Here is a 16,092-nt window from a genome sequence, read left to right as displayed (position 1 = left end):
AAATTCGGTTGTCGTAGGGTCTTATTAAACAGATGAGGTTATTTTCCTGACTTTCAAGTTGTACCACTCTGTTTACTCAGTATTTTATCCATTAATCTTCCCGGCAAAATTCGGCGCATAATGGTTACAGCATGGGTTATCCAAGTAACCGGATAACGTAATCTAGGATTCGGACTTTCTAAAGCATGAATCAGTTTGCGCACAACGGCTTCGGGAGTCAGGGTGAAATGGCGGGCAATTCTAGAATTTACCACGGGTTTATCGCGTTGAGTCTGATTCACATTTTCTGCAAAACGTGTTTTTATCGGGCCAGGTACAATCAAGCAGGATTTAATTCCTGTTCCCGCCAATTCCATTCTTAATGCGTCTGACCATGCTTCTAAAGCATATTTACTGGCAGAATAAGCACCGCGGCCTGGGGTTGAAATCAGCCCCATGACTGAACTGGTTTGGATAATACGGCCTTCACCATGCAGTTGCATTGCTGGAAGTAATAAACAGGTAAGTTGATGTGTACCAAACAAATTGGTAGAGAATTGGCGTTCCAGTTGTTCACGGCTGATAGTATTTAGCGGACCATAAATACCAAAGCCGCCATTATTAAACAGTCCGTAAAGGCGACCATTGGTTAATCGGATCACTTCGGCAGCGGCACGTTCGACACTGATTTTATCATCAAGATCCAATGCGATAGGTTCCAGCCCTAATTCGCGCATATGTTGTAAATCCTCGGGTTTCCGGCAGGCGGCTAATACTCGATAGCCCCGTTGATGGAGTGTCTTGGCCGCCTCCAGACCAATTCCACTGGAACAGCCGGTGATAAGAACTGACTTTTGCATAACTTTACCTGCTTATATACATCAATTTGTAAAAACTGATGGTTTACTACTTAAGAATGATTAAGGTGTACTAATAATATGTCAGATATCCAGTCGGCGATAAACGGTTGAGCAGCCAGATTGGGATGTAATCCATCCTGTTGTACCCATTCTGGTTTAATAGCGACTTGTTCCATGTAAAACGGGAGCAGGGGAATTTGATTGTGTTCTGCCAGTTTGGGGTAAATCCCGGCAAAAGATTCGGTATAACGTCGCCCATAGTTTGGTGGCAGACGGATCTGCATCAATAAAGGCTGAATATTGGCTTGTTTCACTAAGGTGATGATTTGTTGCAGATCCTGTTCTGTTTGTTGTGGAGGAAAACCGCGTAATCCATCATTGGCGCCAAGTTCTATCAGGACCCAACGGGGTTTATGCTGTTTAAGTAATTCGGGCAGCCTTTCAAGGCCCTGAGCCGCGGTATTACCGCTGATGCTGCCGTTGATAACAGTGATTTTATTGCCGGATTTCTGCCACTTTTTGTCCATCAAAACAGGCCATGACTGTTCAACTGGCAGATGGTAACCGGCGCTAAGGCTATCACCCAGAATCAAAAGAGTATCAGCGGCAGTCGCTCTGGCGCTGAATAGCACCACCAGTAAAAGGAAGAGTAAATGGTAACGGGGAATATTCTTGAAGTTCAGCATCTCAGTAAGCACGTTGGTCAGGGGGAACATAGGATCACTATATTGCAGGGAGTCGGGTTGGTTGTCGAGCCTGCACAGACGATTGCTCTGGTGGGCGAATCGGGTTCCGGTAAATCCACGTTGCTTGGCATTATTGCCGGGTTGGATGATGGTAGTGACGGAGAGGTTCGGCTGCTGGGGCATAATTTAAGCCGGATGAATGAAGAACAAAGGGCACAACTGCGGGCTGAAAATGTCGGTTTTGTTTTTCAGTCATTTATGTTAATTCCGACGTTAAACGCATTGGAGAATGTCCAGCTTCCGGCTCTATTACGTGGCGAGTCTGAAAATAACAGCAAGAAACGGGCGGTTGAATTACTAGAGCAACTCGGATTGGGGAAGCGCTTAAAACATATGCCGGCACAACTTTCTGGTGGTGAACAACAGCGGGTGGCGTTGGCACGGGCATTCAGTAGCCAACCTAAGATTTTGTTTGCTGACGAACCAACAGGGAATCTGGATCGGCAAACGGGAGATCGTATTGCTGATTTACTGTTTTCTCTCAATCGTGATTACGCCACAACATTAATTCTGGTCACTCATGATAGCCAGCTTGCGGCACGTTGCCAGCGTTGTTTGCGGTTGGTTGATGGCAAATTGAGGGAAGAAAAATGATTTGGCGCTGGTTTTGGCGTGAGTGGCGCACGCCTTCTTTATTGATTGTCTGGTTATCTCTGACGCTGGCAGTGGCTTGTGTGCTGGCATTGGGAAGGATCAGTGATCGCATTGATCAAAGTGTTCATTACCAGAGCCGGGATTTTCTGGCGGGTGATTTAGTTCTGCGTGCCTCTTATCCAGTAGATGAAGGGTGGTTACAGCAGGCGAAAAACCTTGGGCTAAAGTTGAGCCGCCAGCTCTCTTTCTCCACGATGACCTATGCTGGGGACATTCCTCAACTTGCCAGTGTCAAAGCCGCGGACAGTCGTTATCCGCTATATGGTGAGCTGGTAACCCATCCTCCGGGTTTGAAAGCAGAAAAAGGCACGGTGCTGGTAGCACCTCGTTTGCTTGAACTATTGAAAATTAAAGTTGGCGATAATCTGGATGTGGGGGATACCACGCTCAGGGTGAGTGGAGAATTAATTCAGGAGCCAGACAGTGGTTTTAATCCATTCCAGATTGCGCCACGGATTTTGATCAATCTTGATGATGCGCAATCTACCGGCGCTATTCAGCCTGGCAGCCGTCTGACTTACCGTTATATGTTTTCTGGTGATAAAGAAGCGGTTTATCAATATCAACAGCTAATTGATCCCCAACTTAAGGCTGATCAGCGCTGGAATACCTTGAAGCAGGATAGTGGCGCGCTGGCAAAATCTATTGATAGGGCGCAGCAATTCTTGTTGTTATCGGCTTTGCTCACATTATTACTTGCTGTCGCGGCGGTAGCCGTATCAATGACTCACTATTGCCGTAGCCGCTATGACTTGATTGCGGTGCTTAAAACACTGGGTGCGGGACGTTGGGCGTTACGTAAATGGGTGATTGGTCAATGGCTGGTGATATTGAGTGCGGCAGCACTGGTGGGGGCGCTTCTTGGATTGATGTTTGAATATCTGCTGGTGCAGATTCTGGCGGCTATGCTACCGAAGACGTTACCACAAGCGGGATTCTGGCCGTGGATATGGGCATTAGGGGCATTATCGGTTATCGCTTTGCTGGTGGGGATACGTCCGTACAAACAGTTAATGGCAACCCAACCATCAAGGGTACTGCGTGATGATATTATCGCGCCCATCTGGCCGTTGCGCTATTACCTACCGTTGGTGGCGCTGGTGGTGATTAGCGGGCTGAGTCTGCTGGCTGAAACTAAGCCTATGTTATGGGCGTTACTTGCCGGCATGATGATTGTTGCGGTATCACTGGCCGTGCTCGGTTGGGGGGGATTGTGGCTATTACGTCATCTGAAATTCCGCCAGCTCAGTTTTCGTCTGGCGGTTAACCGATTACTGCGGCAGCCATTGCAGACGGTAACGCAATTGGCGGCTTTCTCTTTATCATTTATGTTATTTGCTTTGTTGTTGGTAGTCAGGGGAGATTTGCTTGATCGCTGGCAACAACAACTGCCAGCGGACAGTCCAAACTATTTTCTGATTAATATGACTGGACAGCAAATTCCACAAGTGGAAAATTTGCTGGCTCAGTATCAGGTTAAACCGGCGGAATTCTATCCGGTGGTATTAGCCCGCTTGACGGAGATTAATGGTCAGTCAGCAATAACGTGGGCAGATGCCAGAGAACCGGACAGCAACACTGTACGACGGGAATTGAACCTGACATGGAAAGAGGAATTGCCACCATTTAATGCTCTGGTAGAGGGCAATTGGCCACCCAAAGAGGATGAAGTTTCTATTGAGAAGGGGGTTGCTGAACGTTTGGCAATCAAAATCGGCGATAAACTGACATTCAGTGGCGATACGCAGCAATTTAGCGCCACAGTAAGCAGCATCCGGCAGGTGGACTGGGAAAGTTTTCGGCCAAATTTCTTCTTTATTTTCCCAAAACGGGCATTGGAAAATCAGCAACAAACCTGGTTGACCAGTTTCCATTATCAAGGGGATGGCCGATTGCTAACCAGTCTTAATCGCCAGTTTCCAACGTTGAGCTTGCTTGATACCGGTGCGATGATTAAGCAAATTCAGGGTATTTTGCAGCAGGTAGGCAGGGCGTTGGAGGTCATGGTTGGGCTGGTTATGGTATGTGGCGCATTACTCCTGTTGGCTCAGGTTCAGGTAGGGATGCATCAACGACAACTTGAGCTGGTGGTTTACCGTACCTTGGGTGCCAGTAAGCCATTACTGCGTCGTACTCTCTGGAGTGAATTCGCTTTGCTTGGGCTAATGGCGGGTTTTACCGCGGCATTAGGTGCTGAAGTGGCGCTTTGGTTGTTGCAGACAAAAGTGTTTGATTTTCCATGGCAACCAGAGTGGCAAATGTGGCTCTTACTGCCAATCATTAGTAGCCTGTTACTTTCGTCGTGTGGTAGTTGGTTAGGGGGCAGGTTGTTACGGGGAACGGGATTGCACCGTCGGGTGCAGGGGTAAAAAGGCGATATTTGTAACATCCAGGAAATGGGTAAGCTCGTCGAGACGTGGTGAACCCACTTCCTGGGAGTCGAAGCCACATTAATTTGCTGATCTGTTTATCGTTGTTTAAGCAAATTCGGCTCTAAGTTGTGGCAGGATTTTTGCGCTGAAAGTCGTGAGACCTTCGACATAATCAGGGAAGATCAACATAACGCCATCCAGCTCGCATTCACGCAGTAAATCTGACAATTGCCTGCGACAAGTTTCTGGGTTGCCGATAGCCGTGTGAGTCATAAAGGCATTTTGGGATCGTTCAACCATAGCATTGCTTTTTTCACCAACATCGACGCCGAAACTATGCATCATGTTCTTAACTGCGCCGATATCCAGGCCATCTCGATAGAACTGAGCCAGAGTTTCAGCTTCTTCATCTGTTTCGGCGCAGATAATCGTACACATACAAAAGGTCTTGGTGGTTGTACCGTATTCTGCCGCAATACGTTTGGCCATTAGGCTTATTTGCTGTGTCTCTTCTTCATCCTTACCGCCAATGAAACACACATCAGTATTACGTACACTAAAGCGCAGCCCACATTCTGATTGACCGGCACAGACCAAATAAGGACGTGGAACGGAAACAGGTTTAGGTTCAGAAACACAATTCTTCAAATTAAAGAACTCTCCTTGGTGATTAACCTGCTTCTCGCACCAAAGCCGTTTGATCAATTGGGTCCATTCTTCAGTCATTGCATAACGCTGATCGTGATCTAAATCACTATCCCATTCTCCCATTTGTTCAAATTCATCTTTGAATGAACCGGAGACAATATTCAACCCGGCGCGTCCATGACTAATCTGATCCAATGTGGCGATCATCTTAGCTGTCACGGCAGGATTATGCAGTCCAGCGTGCATGGTCGCGATAAGTTTGGCATGATGAGTCACTTCAGCGATACCAGCCATCATCGTGACGGATTCCAGCGAACAACCCCAATGTTCGGTTTCACCGCCGAAGCCACGCCATTTGCTCATGGACATAATGAAGTCCAGGCCAATTTGATCAGCCAGAATAGCGGCTTCACGGTTTTGCTGATAAGAAGCATCTAGTGGTGGTGTATTTTTAGAAATAATCCACCCACCTTTAGCTATGGGCAGAAATACACCGAATTCTTTTTTTGCCATTATTAATTCCTTGTTTTTATGTTGTAAGGAATACCTTTTCAGGTCCATTTTATTTTTAAATTCAGTTAAGCAAGGTACTGTTATCAGAGTGTTTTTTCACTATTTGTGAAGGTGGTTGCATCGTGAATGTGATAATCAGAATGGTAAGCACGGGTATGGCAATAATGAAGAATGCGGGTGTAAAACTACCTGAATAATCTTTAATCGCTCCTACTAAGAAAGGGGCGAAACACGCGATAGTGGAGATCAGGTTCACCACCGAGAACAATTCTAGGTAAGGCTTACGCCCAAAGTAATTGAACAGTAATAGGCTGGATGCCAGAAAGGTCATGCCATAACCGATGCCAATACATAAAGTAAACAGGATTAAAAATGTCCATGAAGAGGCAGCACTTAGTGCGATAAGACCACAGATAATTATTGACAGACTGCCGATAAGAAGCTTTTTGGGATCGAGCCATTCACCAACAGCTCCTCCGGCAAATCTTGAAAACGCATTGATAAAAGCCAAAATACTGAGCGAGGAAGCGGCAACAGACTCACTGAATCCATTTTCGGTGATGTGGGCTACAGCAAAACTGTTAACGGTTATTCCGCACAGTAAGAAAGAGGTATAAGCTGCCGCAATGGCATAGAATTGCCACGTTTGCAGTGCTTGCCGGGCATTCCAGATTTCCTTGGTGCGATAGATGCTGGAAGGGGTTTGATCTTGTTGATTTTTACTGACTTGTTCAGCATGGGCGCTTTCCTTTTTGCCTTCGCGCATCACTAAAATAGTCAACAGGCTGAACAGGGTCAGTAATACCCCGGAAATCGCCCAGTGCATACGCCAGCTTCCCCAGAATGCGGTTGCCAGGAAATAGATCCATGGGCCAAGCACTCCACCTAATCCACCAATGGTGAAATAGATACCAAAGGCCAGCGACTGTTTTTCAAAAAGCCGGCTAATGACATAAGTTCCGGGAACGGTAGCCATAAGGCTAAAACCGATCCCCAGCAGTGTTGTGCCGGTGAAATAGGCGGTGATACTGTGGGTGTTGTAGAGGATGTAAAAACCGGTGATGAAGATTAGCGTACCGATCAGCAAAGTGGCTCGGACACTCGTATGACGAATAAGCATCGCCGGAAGGTAACTGGACAGCCCACATGACAGGCCAAGTAAAGTGAATCCCAAACCTGCATCAGTCCAACTCCAGCGTAATTCCTTGATCATGCTGGGTAACACAACGCCCAATGAGGTAAATGTCGTTGCGGTGACCAGAAAATAAACCAGACCCAAAAGTATCAGCAGAAGCCACTGATAAGTACGTCCGAACCTGTCGTGTTGAATGGGCATCTTGACTCCATAATGGATAAAGGTCATCAAAAATTTCTGATATTTTATTTCGGTATCAGAAAAAACTATATCGAATAAAGATCCCGTAGCTAAATTGATCCGTTCGATAATAAGGGGTATCTTTTATTTTGTATTTATTTTTTATTGGGTTCAGGACAATGCCAGTCCATAAGTGACCTGGTTGATTACCTAGGAATTTTCCTAAATCATAGTGCAACTCGGGTTTGAAATCGATAGTTTCGGGTTGTCCATGTAAGCCTAATGTATAATCAAAAGTCCCGACAACCCGGAAATCACCTAAACGATTATTGAAGGGAATTCCATAATCAACATGGATTCGCTGATCATTCCAGCTCCCTTTGTCATTATTCTCAAAATAAAAAATTGTACGTAACCAGCTAATCCAGTCTGCTTGCCAGTCAATGCTGATACCTGGAAAGTAGTCGTAATCCATACCTTTGGTTTTAGCAACCCATTGAGCGAACAGAATATCTTTTAACGGCCCAAAAGAAATGTCATGACCAGTCACTTTACTAAAACTCACTCTTGGTACAAATTTATAATAGTAGGTGCTTTTATCACCGGTATAATCGCTTTGCAGTGAATTTTGCCAAATACTGTAGACGTACATATCTCCGATACTGTAGTCACCGAAAGCCTCTAAAATGGGTGAGATCGTTTTTCTGGGATCGACCCGGTTTTCAAATTGCATATAAAGGCTGGTATCAACAGATTGAAAATTAACAAAATCACTTGCCTGAGCTTGATTGATTGCCGGTAGTAATAACAATATTGAAGATAATTCTCTCTGTTTTAATCTGGTGCTGATCCAATACCAGGCCATTGCCAGATAAGCAGCACAAGAAAATGGAGAAGAGAGCCCTAAAGTGAAAAAAAACGGTGGGCAGCTTTTAGGATGGTGGGCTTTCCCGGCAAGTAACACGAGGGTTCCCCTTTTCATACGTTATCGAACTAATAATAGCGATAGCATTGATCTAATGAGTCGGTTTTGTCAAAGGAAGATTTGATTTTATTGATGAATGGCGAACTGTGTAGAAAGATAAGATTATTCTAACTTTAGTTATTTTTTAGTATCGCTAATATATTGATTATTTAGTTAGCGATGTTTTTTTGTTTAACTTTATGTTCCAGATCGGAAAGAATATTGTTAATTTATTGTTGTGTGGAAATATTTGTACAATTGTGACTTAGGTCACTGAATTTTATGATTTTATTTATAATGATAGATAGTCATAGAAATGACAACAATGAATTAATGTTTTCTATATCATAGTGGAATTAAGGCAAGTAGTGAATTATAATTTAAATATTGTAAGTTGCTATGTGAAATCTTTTATAAGATGTGGCCTGCTATTATTTGCGGAATATTTATCTATTTTAGAATTATCATTAAGTTAAATTACAAATCTTATTTTATATTTAGTTGTTTGTTTAACAATAAATGCGCATAAATTTAATATAATTAAAGATTACTATATTAAGTAATTAAATTTTTATTTGTGAGATTTTTATATATTAAAATCATAAATATATAAAAACTTGATAAAATAAGTCGTGAAAATACCGTTAATAACCCTTTACCAAAAATATATTTCAAGATAACATGAAGGTTATTATTCAATGGTTTTTTTACTTAAATATAATGGGGTGATTATGTATACTGGAATTGTACAAGGAAAAGAAACAGTATTATCTCTTGATAAAAGAAATGGATTTAGTACATTAACGGTAAGTAATATTAACCACTTCTTTGATGATGTTGCTGTGGGTGCGAGTGTTGCTATTAATGGCACATGCTTGACTGTGACACAATTTAAAAATGATATTGTTTCTTTTGATATTTCTGATTTTACTGCTGACGTGACCACATTAAAATTTTTAGATGTGGGAGATAAAGTTAATATTGAAAGATCACATCAAATGCATAAAGAAAATGGTGGGCATAGTCTATATGGACATATTGAGGGCGTAGCAAAAGTCGTTGATTTTATCGAAACTGGAGAAACCTATCGATTAATTATTAGTATTCCTGAAGATAATATCAAATATTTTTTCCATAAAGGTTTTATTGGTCTTCATGGTTGTAGTTTAACAATAAATGGCATAAATGAAGAAAATAAAACTATAGAATTGAATTTAATTCCGGAAACATTAAGAGCCACTAATCTTAGTGATATTAAAATTGGCGATTTACTGAATTATGAAATAGATCAAACAACGAGAACTATTGTAGATACTGTATCCAGGGCTATTAATGCTAATAAATTAACATAATAATTAAAGGAATATAAAATAATTATAAAAAAGTGGAAGTGTGGAGCGGTAAATTATTTTACTTCCGCTTCCACATTTAACTCCGGGCTATTAGCTGATAAACAACTAATTTAATTTTTCCTGCACCCATTCCAGACCACTCTGATATTCAGGTGGCAGCATTGGGATTAGTTTTTGCAACGTATTTTTTAATTTGTTTTTATCTGAATGAGAAAGATTAAGGTGACCGACCTTACGTGCCGGACGAACTTCTTTCTCATACCAATGCAAGTGTACTAATGGCAAACTGAGCCATTGATTATTTACCTCTGTGCCAATCAAATTGACCATGACTGATGGCGCAGTAACTTCTGGTTGAGGCATGGGTAAATCCAGAATAGCGCGGAGATGTAATTCGAACTGGCTGATGGAAGCACCGTTCTGAGTCCAGTGACCACTATTGTGAACCCGTGGCGCCAGTTCATTAATCAGTAAATGATCATCGACGATAAAACACTCCATTGCCATTACGCCGACATATTTCAGCTCATGCATAATGGCTGACAACATGTTCTGGGCCTGCTGTTGTAGATGGCAGTTTTCCTGAGGAAAGGCAATACTGGCCCGCAGAATGCCATCTTGATGCAGATTGTGAGTCAATGGATAGAACACACAATCACCACTTTCATTGCGTGCACCTACCAATGACACTTCACCAGAGAAAGGAATCGCTTGTTCGGCAATACATTCACCATAAATATCGGTCGGTAACGCTGTTTCATCTCCGGGGTGGATGCGCCATTGTCCACGGCCATCGTAACCGCCGATACGGCGTTTAACGATGACGAAATGGCCGAGTTCTGCAAATAGTTGTGGCCATTGGCGGATATCAGACAGTAAGTGCCACGGAGCAGTTGCAAGCCCAAGGCTATCTATTAATTGCTTTTGTGGCAGACGATCTGCCAGGCGGGGGAAAATATCCCGATTAGCAAAAGCCTTATGGCGGGCGAGTTCTTGGGTGAGGGCGGTTTCCGGCCAGCGCTCAATTTCGGCGGTGATAACACTATTTTGGTAAGGAACAGCTTCGGGTTCTGCATCCAGGCCAACCGGATAAACCGTGATACCTAAAGGCTCACCCGCCTGACGTAACATCCGGCCGAGCTGACCGTTACCTAATACACAAACTGGCTTCATGCTTCCTCCCGTGGATCGGGATTATCGAGTACATCCTGAGTTTGTGTTTCACGCCAATAGGTAAGACGCTTCAGCAAATCTTTATCATGACGAGCCAGAATCTGCGTTGCCAGCAAGGCTGCGTTTGCTGCACCTGCTTTCCCAATCGCCAGAGTGCCGACGGGAATACCTTTTGGCATCTGTACGATTGAATAAAGGCTGTCTACACCATTAAGTGCCGCACTTTGTACGGGTACGCCCAGAACCGGGACCAGCGTTTTAGCTGCCAGCATTCCGGGTAAATGGGCAGCACCACCTGCGCCAGCGATAATGACATCAAAACCATTTTGTTCAGCTTGTTCGGCAAACCTGAATAGTTTATCTGGTGTACGGTGGGCAGAAACAATTTCAACATGAAAGGGGACATCAAGGGCAGTGAGAATATCCGCCGCGTGCTGCATAGTCGCCCAGTCGCTTTTGGACCCCATGACGATGGCAATTTTGGCGTTGTGTTGAGTTGTTCCTGCTGAATCAGGCCGGGCAATCATAAATCAAATGCTCCTGTGTTTTAACGTCCACCAGAACGAAAATAGCGCTTTAAGGCCGCGGATCATATCATGGTCGCAAGCTAAGGAAAACGATTGCGTTGCTTTATACTTTGATTGTATTACCTGGATGTGAGTGCTCCCCCATCAATCAGAATGGGAAAAAGATAAGATCGATTGATTTGTCTGTGACTTTGAACATTGAGCCTTGATGGTGCCATGCACCAAGCACACCACGGTAGATGATTTTGTTATGCAGAAGAGTTTTATGTACAGCCGGGCGGTGAGTATGTCCATGAATCACCCAGTCAGCTTGATATTGCTCAAAAACATCAATAACGGCTTGTTGGTTGACATCCATAATTGCTGCGGATTTTCTGCTGTTGACAGATTGGCTGTTTGCCCGCATTTTTTTGGCGATTTTTTGACGGATAAACAGAGGTAATAATAAAAATAGGCGCTGGATCCACGGGGTATGAACCCGTTTACGATATTGTTGATAACCTTCGTCATCAGTACACAAAGTATCTCCGTGCAGGATAAGCACTCGCTTACCATACAATTCCACAATTTTTTCCTGTGGTAACAGTATCATTCCGCTTTCTTCAGCAAAGCGGGAACCGATCAGAAAATCACGGTTACCATGAATAAAATAACAGGTAACACCTTGTTTTTTCAGTATTTTTAATGCAGCAGCAATTTCATGGTGGAGAGGGTTGTGATCATCATCGCCAATCCAGTAATCGAACAGATCACCGAGAATATAGAGACTATCCGCCTGAATAGCATCCTCATGCAGAAAGCGCAGAAAACCGGCAGTGATTGCCGGTTCGTGTTCGCTGAGATGTAAATCTGCGATAAAAAGTGTGCACATACGTAGTGAATTACTCGCTGACAGTCACTTTTTCGATGATAACGTCTTCGCGTGGTACGTCTTGGTGCATACCGCTGCGGCCGGTAGATACGCCTTTGATTTTATCAACAACATCCATACCTTCGACCACTTCTGCAAATACGCAGTAACCCCAGCCATCAGGACGCTCAGAACGGAAGTTCAGGAAATCATTATCAACAACATTGACGAAGAACTGTGCAGTCGCGGAGTGTGGATCATTGGTACGTGCCATAGCCAGAGTGCCACGATTGTTTTTCAGACCATTATTGGCTTCGTTTTTGATAGCCGCGTCAGTCGATTTTTGTTTCATACCAGGTTCAAACCCACCACCTTGAATCATGAAACCGTTAATAACACGGTGGAAGATAGTGTTATCGTAGAAGTTATTGCGGCAGTAGTTCAAGAAATTTTCAACAGTTACAGGAGCTTTGTCAGCGAAAGTATTAATTACGATATCGCCAAAATTGGTATGGAAAGTCACCATAATTGAAATCCTAATAATAGTTTTGATTAACCCGGTTTAGGGCATTTGGACCAGGCGGCTTTTATATCACATCTACCATAATGAGTCAGTACCTATTAATTTCAGTAAGCTATCTTGCTCGTCAACCTTGCAAAGCGCTTAATATCAGGTTTCAATATCTTATTGGACTATGCCATATCGAGAACTTATTTATGAGATAAGGACATAAATCCAGAATTATCAATTCGTTATTTTTAATCACGCGTACAGTGAATTTACGGAAAATCCCGATGCTAAAAATTTTCAATACCCTCAGTCGCCAGAAAGAAGAATTTAAGCCAATCCATCCAGGAAAAGTAGGGATGTACGTGTGTGGTATCACGATTTATGACCTGTGCCATATTGGCCACGGTAGAACATTTGTTTCCTTTGATGTGGTTGCCCGTTACCTGCGCTATCTGGGATACGATTTGACCTATGTGCGCAACGTGACCGATGTTGATGATAAAATCATCAAGCGTGCGGCGGAAAACTGTGAAAGTTGCGATGATCTGACCAGCCGTATGCTGGCAGAAATGCATAAAGATTTTGATGTGCTGAATATTTTACGTCCTGACTTGGAGCCACGTGCGACCTGTCATATTCCAGAGATTATTGAACTGACAGAATCGTTGATAAAACGTGATCATGCTTATGTGGCGGATAATGGTGATGTCATGTTTTCCGTCGAGAGTGATCCGGATTACGGATCACTTTCCCGTCAGGATCTCAGCCAGTTACAGGCAGGTGCACGAGTAGAAGTAGCTGATGTCAAGCGTAACCCAATGGATTTCGTATTGTGGAAAATGTCTAAGCCGGGTGAACCAAGCTGGGAATCGCCGTGGGGAGCTGGTCGTCCTGGTTGGCATATTGAATGTTCTGCCATGAACAACAAACAGTTAGGCAACCATTTTGATATTCATGGTGGCGGTGCTGATCTCATGTTTCCGCATCATGAAAATGAAATTGCTCAGTCTACCTGTGCCCATGATGGCCCGTATGTGAATTATTGGATGCATTCTGGCATGGTGATGGTGGATAAAGAGAAGATGTCCAAATCGCTGAACAACTTCTTTACTATCCGTGACATACTGGAATATTACGATGCGGAGACGGTACGTTACTTCCTGCTGTCAGGCCATTATCGTAGTCAGCTTAACTACACTGAAGAAAACCTGAAACAGGCGCGTACTGCGCTTGAGCGTCTATATACTTCTTTGCGTGGCACGGATGCTTCTGTACAACCGGCAGGGGGTGAAGTGTTTGAGGCGCGTTTCAAGGAAGCGATGGATGATGATTTCAATACGCCAGAGGCTTATTCAGTACTGTTTGATATAGCACGTGAAATCAACCGGTTGAAATCAGAAAATATGGTTGCGGCGAATGGCCTGGCGGCTGAGTTACGTAAACTGGCAGGCATTTTAGGCTTGTTGGAACAAGAGCCGGAACAATTTTTGCATAGTGGCGTTCAGGCTGATGATGAAGAAATTACCAAAATTGAAGCTCTGATTAAGCAGCGTAATGATGCCCGTCAAAACAAAGATTGGGCGCTGGCAGATTCTGCCCGTAATCAGTTGAATGAAATGGGAATTGAGCTGGAAGACGGCCCACAGGGAACGAGTTGGCGTCGTAAGTAAGTTAAATATATTTTGAGTCACTGAACTGACTTTCATGATTAAGGCTCCCTTTTTGGGAGCCTATTTTAGTTATTCTTTGATGCAAACAGAGTCACCGTTGAAGGTAACAACCTGCCCAGCAATAATTTTGCAGCGTTTGCGCGTTTCTGTTTGACCATTAACTTCAATCAGACCTTCAGCAATAACTGCTTTGGCGGTAGCACCGCTTTCACTCCATCCTTGAAACTTCAGCAGAGCACACAGCTCCACATGAGGATGGCCTTCTAAATGAAAAATTTCCATTAACAACCTTCAGTTTTTTCCACGTTGTGGTGTTCCTCGCAGGCTTGCAAGGTATTCTGGATAAGCGTGGCTACTGTCATTGGACCAACACCCCCTGGAACAGGCGAAATCCAGCTTGCCCGCTCTGATGCAGTTTCAAAATCAACATCTCCAATGACCTTTCCGTCTTCCAGACGGTTAATACCTACATCAATAACGATAGCACCTGGTTTAATCCATTCGCCGGGGATAAAGTTCGGTTTACCGACAGCCACAATGAGCAGATCCGCATGTTCCACATGGTGACGTAAATCTTTGGTAAAGCGGTGAGTAACTGTGGTGGTACAGCCAGCCAGTAGCAGTTCCAGACTCATTGGACGACCAACAATATTTGAAGCACTGATAATGACGGCATTCAGACCATAAGTATTGATTTCGCAGCGTTCAAGCAACGTTGCGATCCCGCGAGGAGTACAGGGGCGCAGCTTGGGAGCACGTTGACACAGACGACCAATATTATAGGGGTGGAAGCCATCAACATCCTTATCGGGTTGGATATGCTCCAGAACTTTGACGTTATCGATACCGGCAGGTAAAGGGAGCTGCACCAGAATTCCATCAATTTCTGAATCGTTATTAAGCTGATCGATAAGGTTCAGTAACTCTGCTTCACTGGTAGTATCTGGCAGATCATAAGAACGGGAGATAAACCCGACTTCTTCACAGGCACGGCGTTTGCTTGCGACATAAATCTGAGAAGCGGGGTTTTCCCCGACTAAAACAACGGCAAGACCGGGGGCACGTTTTCCCGCTGCGACACGTTGTTGAACACGTTCTGCGACTTCTCTTCTGATTGTCTGCGCAATCGTTTTCCCGTCAATAATTTTTGCTGGCATGTACTAATAAATCCATAAATCAAACATTGGGATACGCCTATTTTGTCAGAACATGAGCGTGCTGTCAGTTTTATTGATAATCAGAAAATAGCCAGATGGAAATTTATAAGCAGAAAAGCCATTGACTCAAGGGTTTGTCCCCGTATAATCTCACCCCGCATCAGAGCATTACTGATGCAGCTCATCTCCCAAGATGCGCCCTTAGCTCAGCTGGATAGAGCAACGGCCTTCTAAGCCGTAGGTCACAGGTTCGAATCCTGTAGGGCGTACCAGAAAAATCAAAGAGTTACCCGCATTCCTGCGGGTGTCGTTAGAAAAGTAGGTGTTCTAACGGGTGTCGTTAGAATTTTGCTCTCTTACCCATTGTTCGTATACATTTTCGGGCCATCCAAGGAATGTTCCACCTAAAGTTTTTTCAGGCTTGGGGAATTCTTTCCTTTTCGCCCACATTCTCCACAACGTGGGGTGGCTTTTTCCTGTTAACTGGCACATTTCTTTAAGTCCAATATATCTTGTTGCCATTCACTTATTCCTTTCTATAACCAGCATCTAATACCACTTTAGCTACTGATGCCGGAGTTACTGCGTCGTCCCATGTCGCATCAAATATAATGTTGCTCAGTTCAGTACTGAGAATATCGTTTAAATCTCTTGGTCTTTCAGGGTAGGGTACCTCATCAGGTACCCCGTTCATCACATCAATAGTAAGTAATACCGCTTCTTCGATGTTCATCTTGGGTTTTCTATAGCCTGCTTCAAACACTGCGTCTGTAATGTCAGATAGATCACCCCAGACTGAGG

At 43.9% G+C, this 16,092-nt stretch carries 17 protein-coding genes and 1 tRNA gene; 5 read left to right on the top strand and 13 right to left on the bottom strand.

Annotation, left to right across the window (positions count from 1 at the left end):
- Positions 1-53 precede the first annotated feature (53 nt).
- Entirely contained in the window at positions 54-839 is a 786-nt protein-coding gene (locus tag ACGF63_RS10200) for an SDR family oxidoreductase (RefSeq protein ID WP_036842528.1), read from the bottom strand.
- A 50-nt stretch (positions 840-889) separates the two neighbouring features.
- Complete coding sequence (gene tesA, locus ACGF63_RS10195) at positions 890-1,522, bottom strand: multifunctional acyl-CoA thioesterase I/protease I/lysophospholipase L1 (protein ID WP_192903230.1); 633 nt, start codon at positions 1,520-1,522, stop codon at positions 890-892.
- Between tesA and ybbA the strand changes: the two genes are divergently transcribed.
- Positions 1,493-2,179 carry a putative ABC transporter ATP-binding protein YbbA gene (gene ybbA / locus ACGF63_RS10190; protein ID WP_132355832.1) on the top strand — a complete coding sequence of 229 codons (687 nt, stop codon included), beginning with the start codon at positions 1,493-1,495 and terminating at the stop codon, positions 2,177-2,179. The genes tesA and ybbA overlap by 30 nt on opposite strands.
- A complete protein-coding gene (gene ybbP, locus ACGF63_RS10185) occupies positions 2,176-4,608 on the top strand; it encodes a putative ABC transporter permease subunit YbbP (protein WP_387630490.1) in 2,433 nt (810 codons plus the stop codon). Before ybbA ends, ybbP begins: the two co-directional genes overlap by 4 nt.
- 108 nt (positions 4,609-4,716) lie before the next feature.
- Here ybbP and ACGF63_RS10180 read toward each other — a convergent pair whose 3' ends face one another.
- The 3 genes from ACGF63_RS10180 to ACGF63_RS10170 all read right to left on the bottom strand — a co-directional run bounded on the left by ACGF63_RS10180 (position 4,717) and on the right by ACGF63_RS10170 (position 8,051).
- Entirely contained in the window at positions 4,717-5,772 is a 1,056-nt protein-coding gene (locus ACGF63_RS10180; RefSeq protein WP_387630488.1) for an LLM class flavin-dependent oxidoreductase, read from the bottom strand.
- Positions 5,773-5,833: 61 nt separating this feature from the next.
- Entirely contained in the window at positions 5,834-7,108 is a 1,275-nt protein-coding gene (locus ACGF63_RS10175) for a CynX/NimT family MFS transporter (RefSeq protein WP_203448922.1), read from the bottom strand.
- 55 nt (positions 7,109-7,163) lie between these two features.
- Entirely contained in the window at positions 7,164-8,051 is an 888-nt protein-coding gene (locus tag ACGF63_RS10170; protein ID WP_021323820.1) for an outer membrane protein OmpK, read from the bottom strand.
- Positions 8,052-8,782: 731 nt separating this feature from the next.
- Here ACGF63_RS10170 and ACGF63_RS10165 point away from each other — a divergent pair.
- Positions 8,783-9,403, top strand: coding sequence for a riboflavin synthase subunit alpha (locus ACGF63_RS10165; RefSeq protein WP_152962503.1), 621 nt, complete (start codon positions 8,783-8,785; stop codon positions 9,401-9,403).
- 105 nt (positions 9,404-9,508) lie between these two features.
- On the opposite strand, the gene purK is transcribed toward ACGF63_RS10165, so the two are convergent.
- The 4 genes from purK to ppiB all read right to left on the bottom strand — a co-directional run bounded on the left by purK (position 9,509) and on the right by ppiB (position 12,479).
- Complete coding sequence (gene purK, locus ACGF63_RS10160; RefSeq protein ID WP_036842547.1) at positions 9,509-10,576, bottom strand: 5-(carboxyamino)imidazole ribonucleotide synthase; 1,068 nt, start codon at positions 10,574-10,576, stop codon at positions 9,509-9,511.
- Positions 10,573-11,103 carry a 5-(carboxyamino)imidazole ribonucleotide mutase gene (purE, locus tag ACGF63_RS10155; protein ID WP_152962502.1) on the bottom strand — a complete coding sequence of 177 codons (531 nt, stop codon included), beginning with the start codon at positions 11,101-11,103 and terminating at the stop codon, positions 10,573-10,575. The genes purK and purE overlap by 4 nt, the downstream gene beginning before the upstream one ends.
- Before the next feature lie 148 nt (positions 11,104-11,251).
- The gene (lpxH, locus tag ACGF63_RS10150; protein ID WP_036842551.1) at positions 11,252-11,974 is read right to left on the bottom strand and encodes a UDP-2,3-diacylglucosamine diphosphatase; all 723 of its coding nucleotides are present in this window, start codon (positions 11,972-11,974) and stop codon (positions 11,252-11,254) included.
- A 10-nt stretch (positions 11,975-11,984) separates the two neighbouring features.
- Positions 11,985-12,479: a peptidylprolyl isomerase B gene (gene ppiB, locus ACGF63_RS10145; protein ID WP_036842553.1), complete on the bottom strand. Its 495-nt coding sequence runs from the start codon at positions 12,477-12,479 to the stop codon at positions 11,985-11,987.
- Positions 12,480-12,748: 269 nt separating this feature from the next.
- Here ppiB and cysS point away from each other — a divergent pair, with 269 nt between their 5' ends.
- Positions 12,749-14,134, top strand: coding sequence for a cysteine--tRNA ligase (gene cysS, locus ACGF63_RS10140; RefSeq protein ID WP_036842556.1), 1,386 nt, complete (start codon positions 12,749-12,751; stop codon positions 14,132-14,134).
- A 69-nt stretch (positions 14,135-14,203) separates the two neighbouring features.
- Here cysS and ybcJ read toward each other — a convergent pair whose 3' ends face one another.
- On the bottom strand, positions 14,204-14,416 hold the full coding sequence (gene ybcJ, locus ACGF63_RS10135) for a ribosome-associated protein YbcJ (RefSeq protein ID WP_036842558.1): 213 nt from the start codon (positions 14,414-14,416) through the stop codon (positions 14,204-14,206).
- The gene (gene folD / locus ACGF63_RS10130) at positions 14,416-15,291 is read right to left on the bottom strand and encodes a bifunctional methylenetetrahydrofolate dehydrogenase/methenyltetrahydrofolate cyclohydrolase FolD (protein WP_152962498.1); all 876 of its coding nucleotides are present in this window, start codon (positions 15,289-15,291) and stop codon (positions 14,416-14,418) included. Before folD ends, ybcJ begins: the two co-directional genes overlap by 1 nt.
- Positions 15,292-15,486: 195 nt before the next feature.
- Here folD and ACGF63_RS10125 point away from each other — a divergent pair.
- A tRNA-Arg gene (locus tag ACGF63_RS10125) sits at positions 15,487-15,563 on the top strand.
- 55 nt (positions 15,564-15,618) lie between these two features.
- On the opposite strand, the gene ACGF63_RS10120 is transcribed toward ACGF63_RS10125, so the two are convergent.
- Together ACGF63_RS10120 and ACGF63_RS10115 are read right to left on the bottom strand one after the other, a co-directional pair.
- Positions 15,619-15,813 carry an AlpA family transcriptional regulator gene (locus ACGF63_RS10120; protein ID WP_112879693.1) on the bottom strand — a complete coding sequence of 65 codons (195 nt, stop codon included), beginning with the start codon at positions 15,811-15,813 and terminating at the stop codon, positions 15,619-15,621.
- Between the two features lie 4 nt (positions 15,814-15,817).
- A partial coding sequence (locus tag ACGF63_RS10115; RefSeq protein WP_387630480.1) for a hypothetical protein occupies positions 15,818-16,092 on the bottom strand: 275 nt, incomplete at its 5' end.

This window comes from Photorhabdus sp. RM322S (genome assembly GCF_042879395.1).
In the GTDB taxonomy this organism is placed as follows: domain Bacteria; phylum Pseudomonadota; class Gammaproteobacteria; order Enterobacterales; family Enterobacteriaceae; genus Photorhabdus; species Photorhabdus khanii.
This window is presented reverse-complemented; position numbering and strand designations above follow the sequence as displayed.

Bases quoted from the DNA above. Each gene is read 5' to 3' on its own strand.
- ACGF63_RS10200 (WP_036842528.1), bottom strand. From the start codon at position 839: ATGCAAAAGTCAGTTCTTATCACCGGCTGTTCCAGTGGAATTGGTCTG.
- ybbA (WP_132355832.1), top strand. From the start codon at position 1,493: ATGGTAACGGGGAATATTCTTGAAGTTCAGCATCTCAGTAAGCACGTT.
- ybbP (WP_387630490.1), top strand. From the start codon at position 2,176: ATGATTTGGCGCTGGTTTTGGCGTGAGTGGCGCACGCCTTCTTTATTG.
- ACGF63_RS10180 (WP_387630488.1), bottom strand. From the start codon at position 5,772: ATGGCAAAAAAAGAATTCGGTGTATTTCTGCCCATAGCTAAAGGTGGG.
- ACGF63_RS10175 (WP_203448922.1), bottom strand. From the start codon at position 7,108: ATGCCCATTCAACACGACAGGTTCGGACGTACTTATCAGTGGCTTCTG.
- ACGF63_RS10165 (WP_152962503.1), top strand. From the start codon at position 8,783: ATGTATACTGGAATTGTACAAGGAAAAGAAACAGTATTATCTCTTGAT.
- purK (WP_036842547.1), bottom strand. From the start codon at position 10,576: ATGAAGCCAGTTTGTGTATTAGGTAACGGTCAGCTCGGCCGGATGTTA.
- purE (WP_152962502.1), bottom strand. From the start codon at position 11,103: ATGATTGCCCGGCCTGATTCAGCAGGAACAACTCAACACAACGCCAAA.
- lpxH (WP_036842551.1), bottom strand. From the start codon at position 11,974: ATGTGCACACTTTTTATCGCAGATTTACATCTCAGCGAACACGAACCG.
- ppiB (WP_036842553.1), bottom strand. From the start codon at position 12,479: ATGGTGACTTTCCATACCAATTTTGGCGATATCGTAATTAATACTTTC.
- cysS (WP_036842556.1), top strand. From the start codon at position 12,749: ATGCTAAAAATTTTCAATACCCTCAGTCGCCAGAAAGAAGAATTTAAG.
- ybcJ (WP_036842558.1), bottom strand. From the start codon at position 14,416: ATGGAAATTTTTCATTTAGAAGGCCATCCTCATGTGGAGCTGTGTGCT.
- folD (WP_152962498.1), bottom strand. From the start codon at position 15,291: ATGCCAGCAAAAATTATTGACGGGAAAACGATTGCGCAGACAATCAGA.
- ACGF63_RS10120 (WP_112879693.1), bottom strand. From the start codon at position 15,813: ATGGCAACAAGATATATTGGACTTAAAGAAATGTGCCAGTTAACAGGA.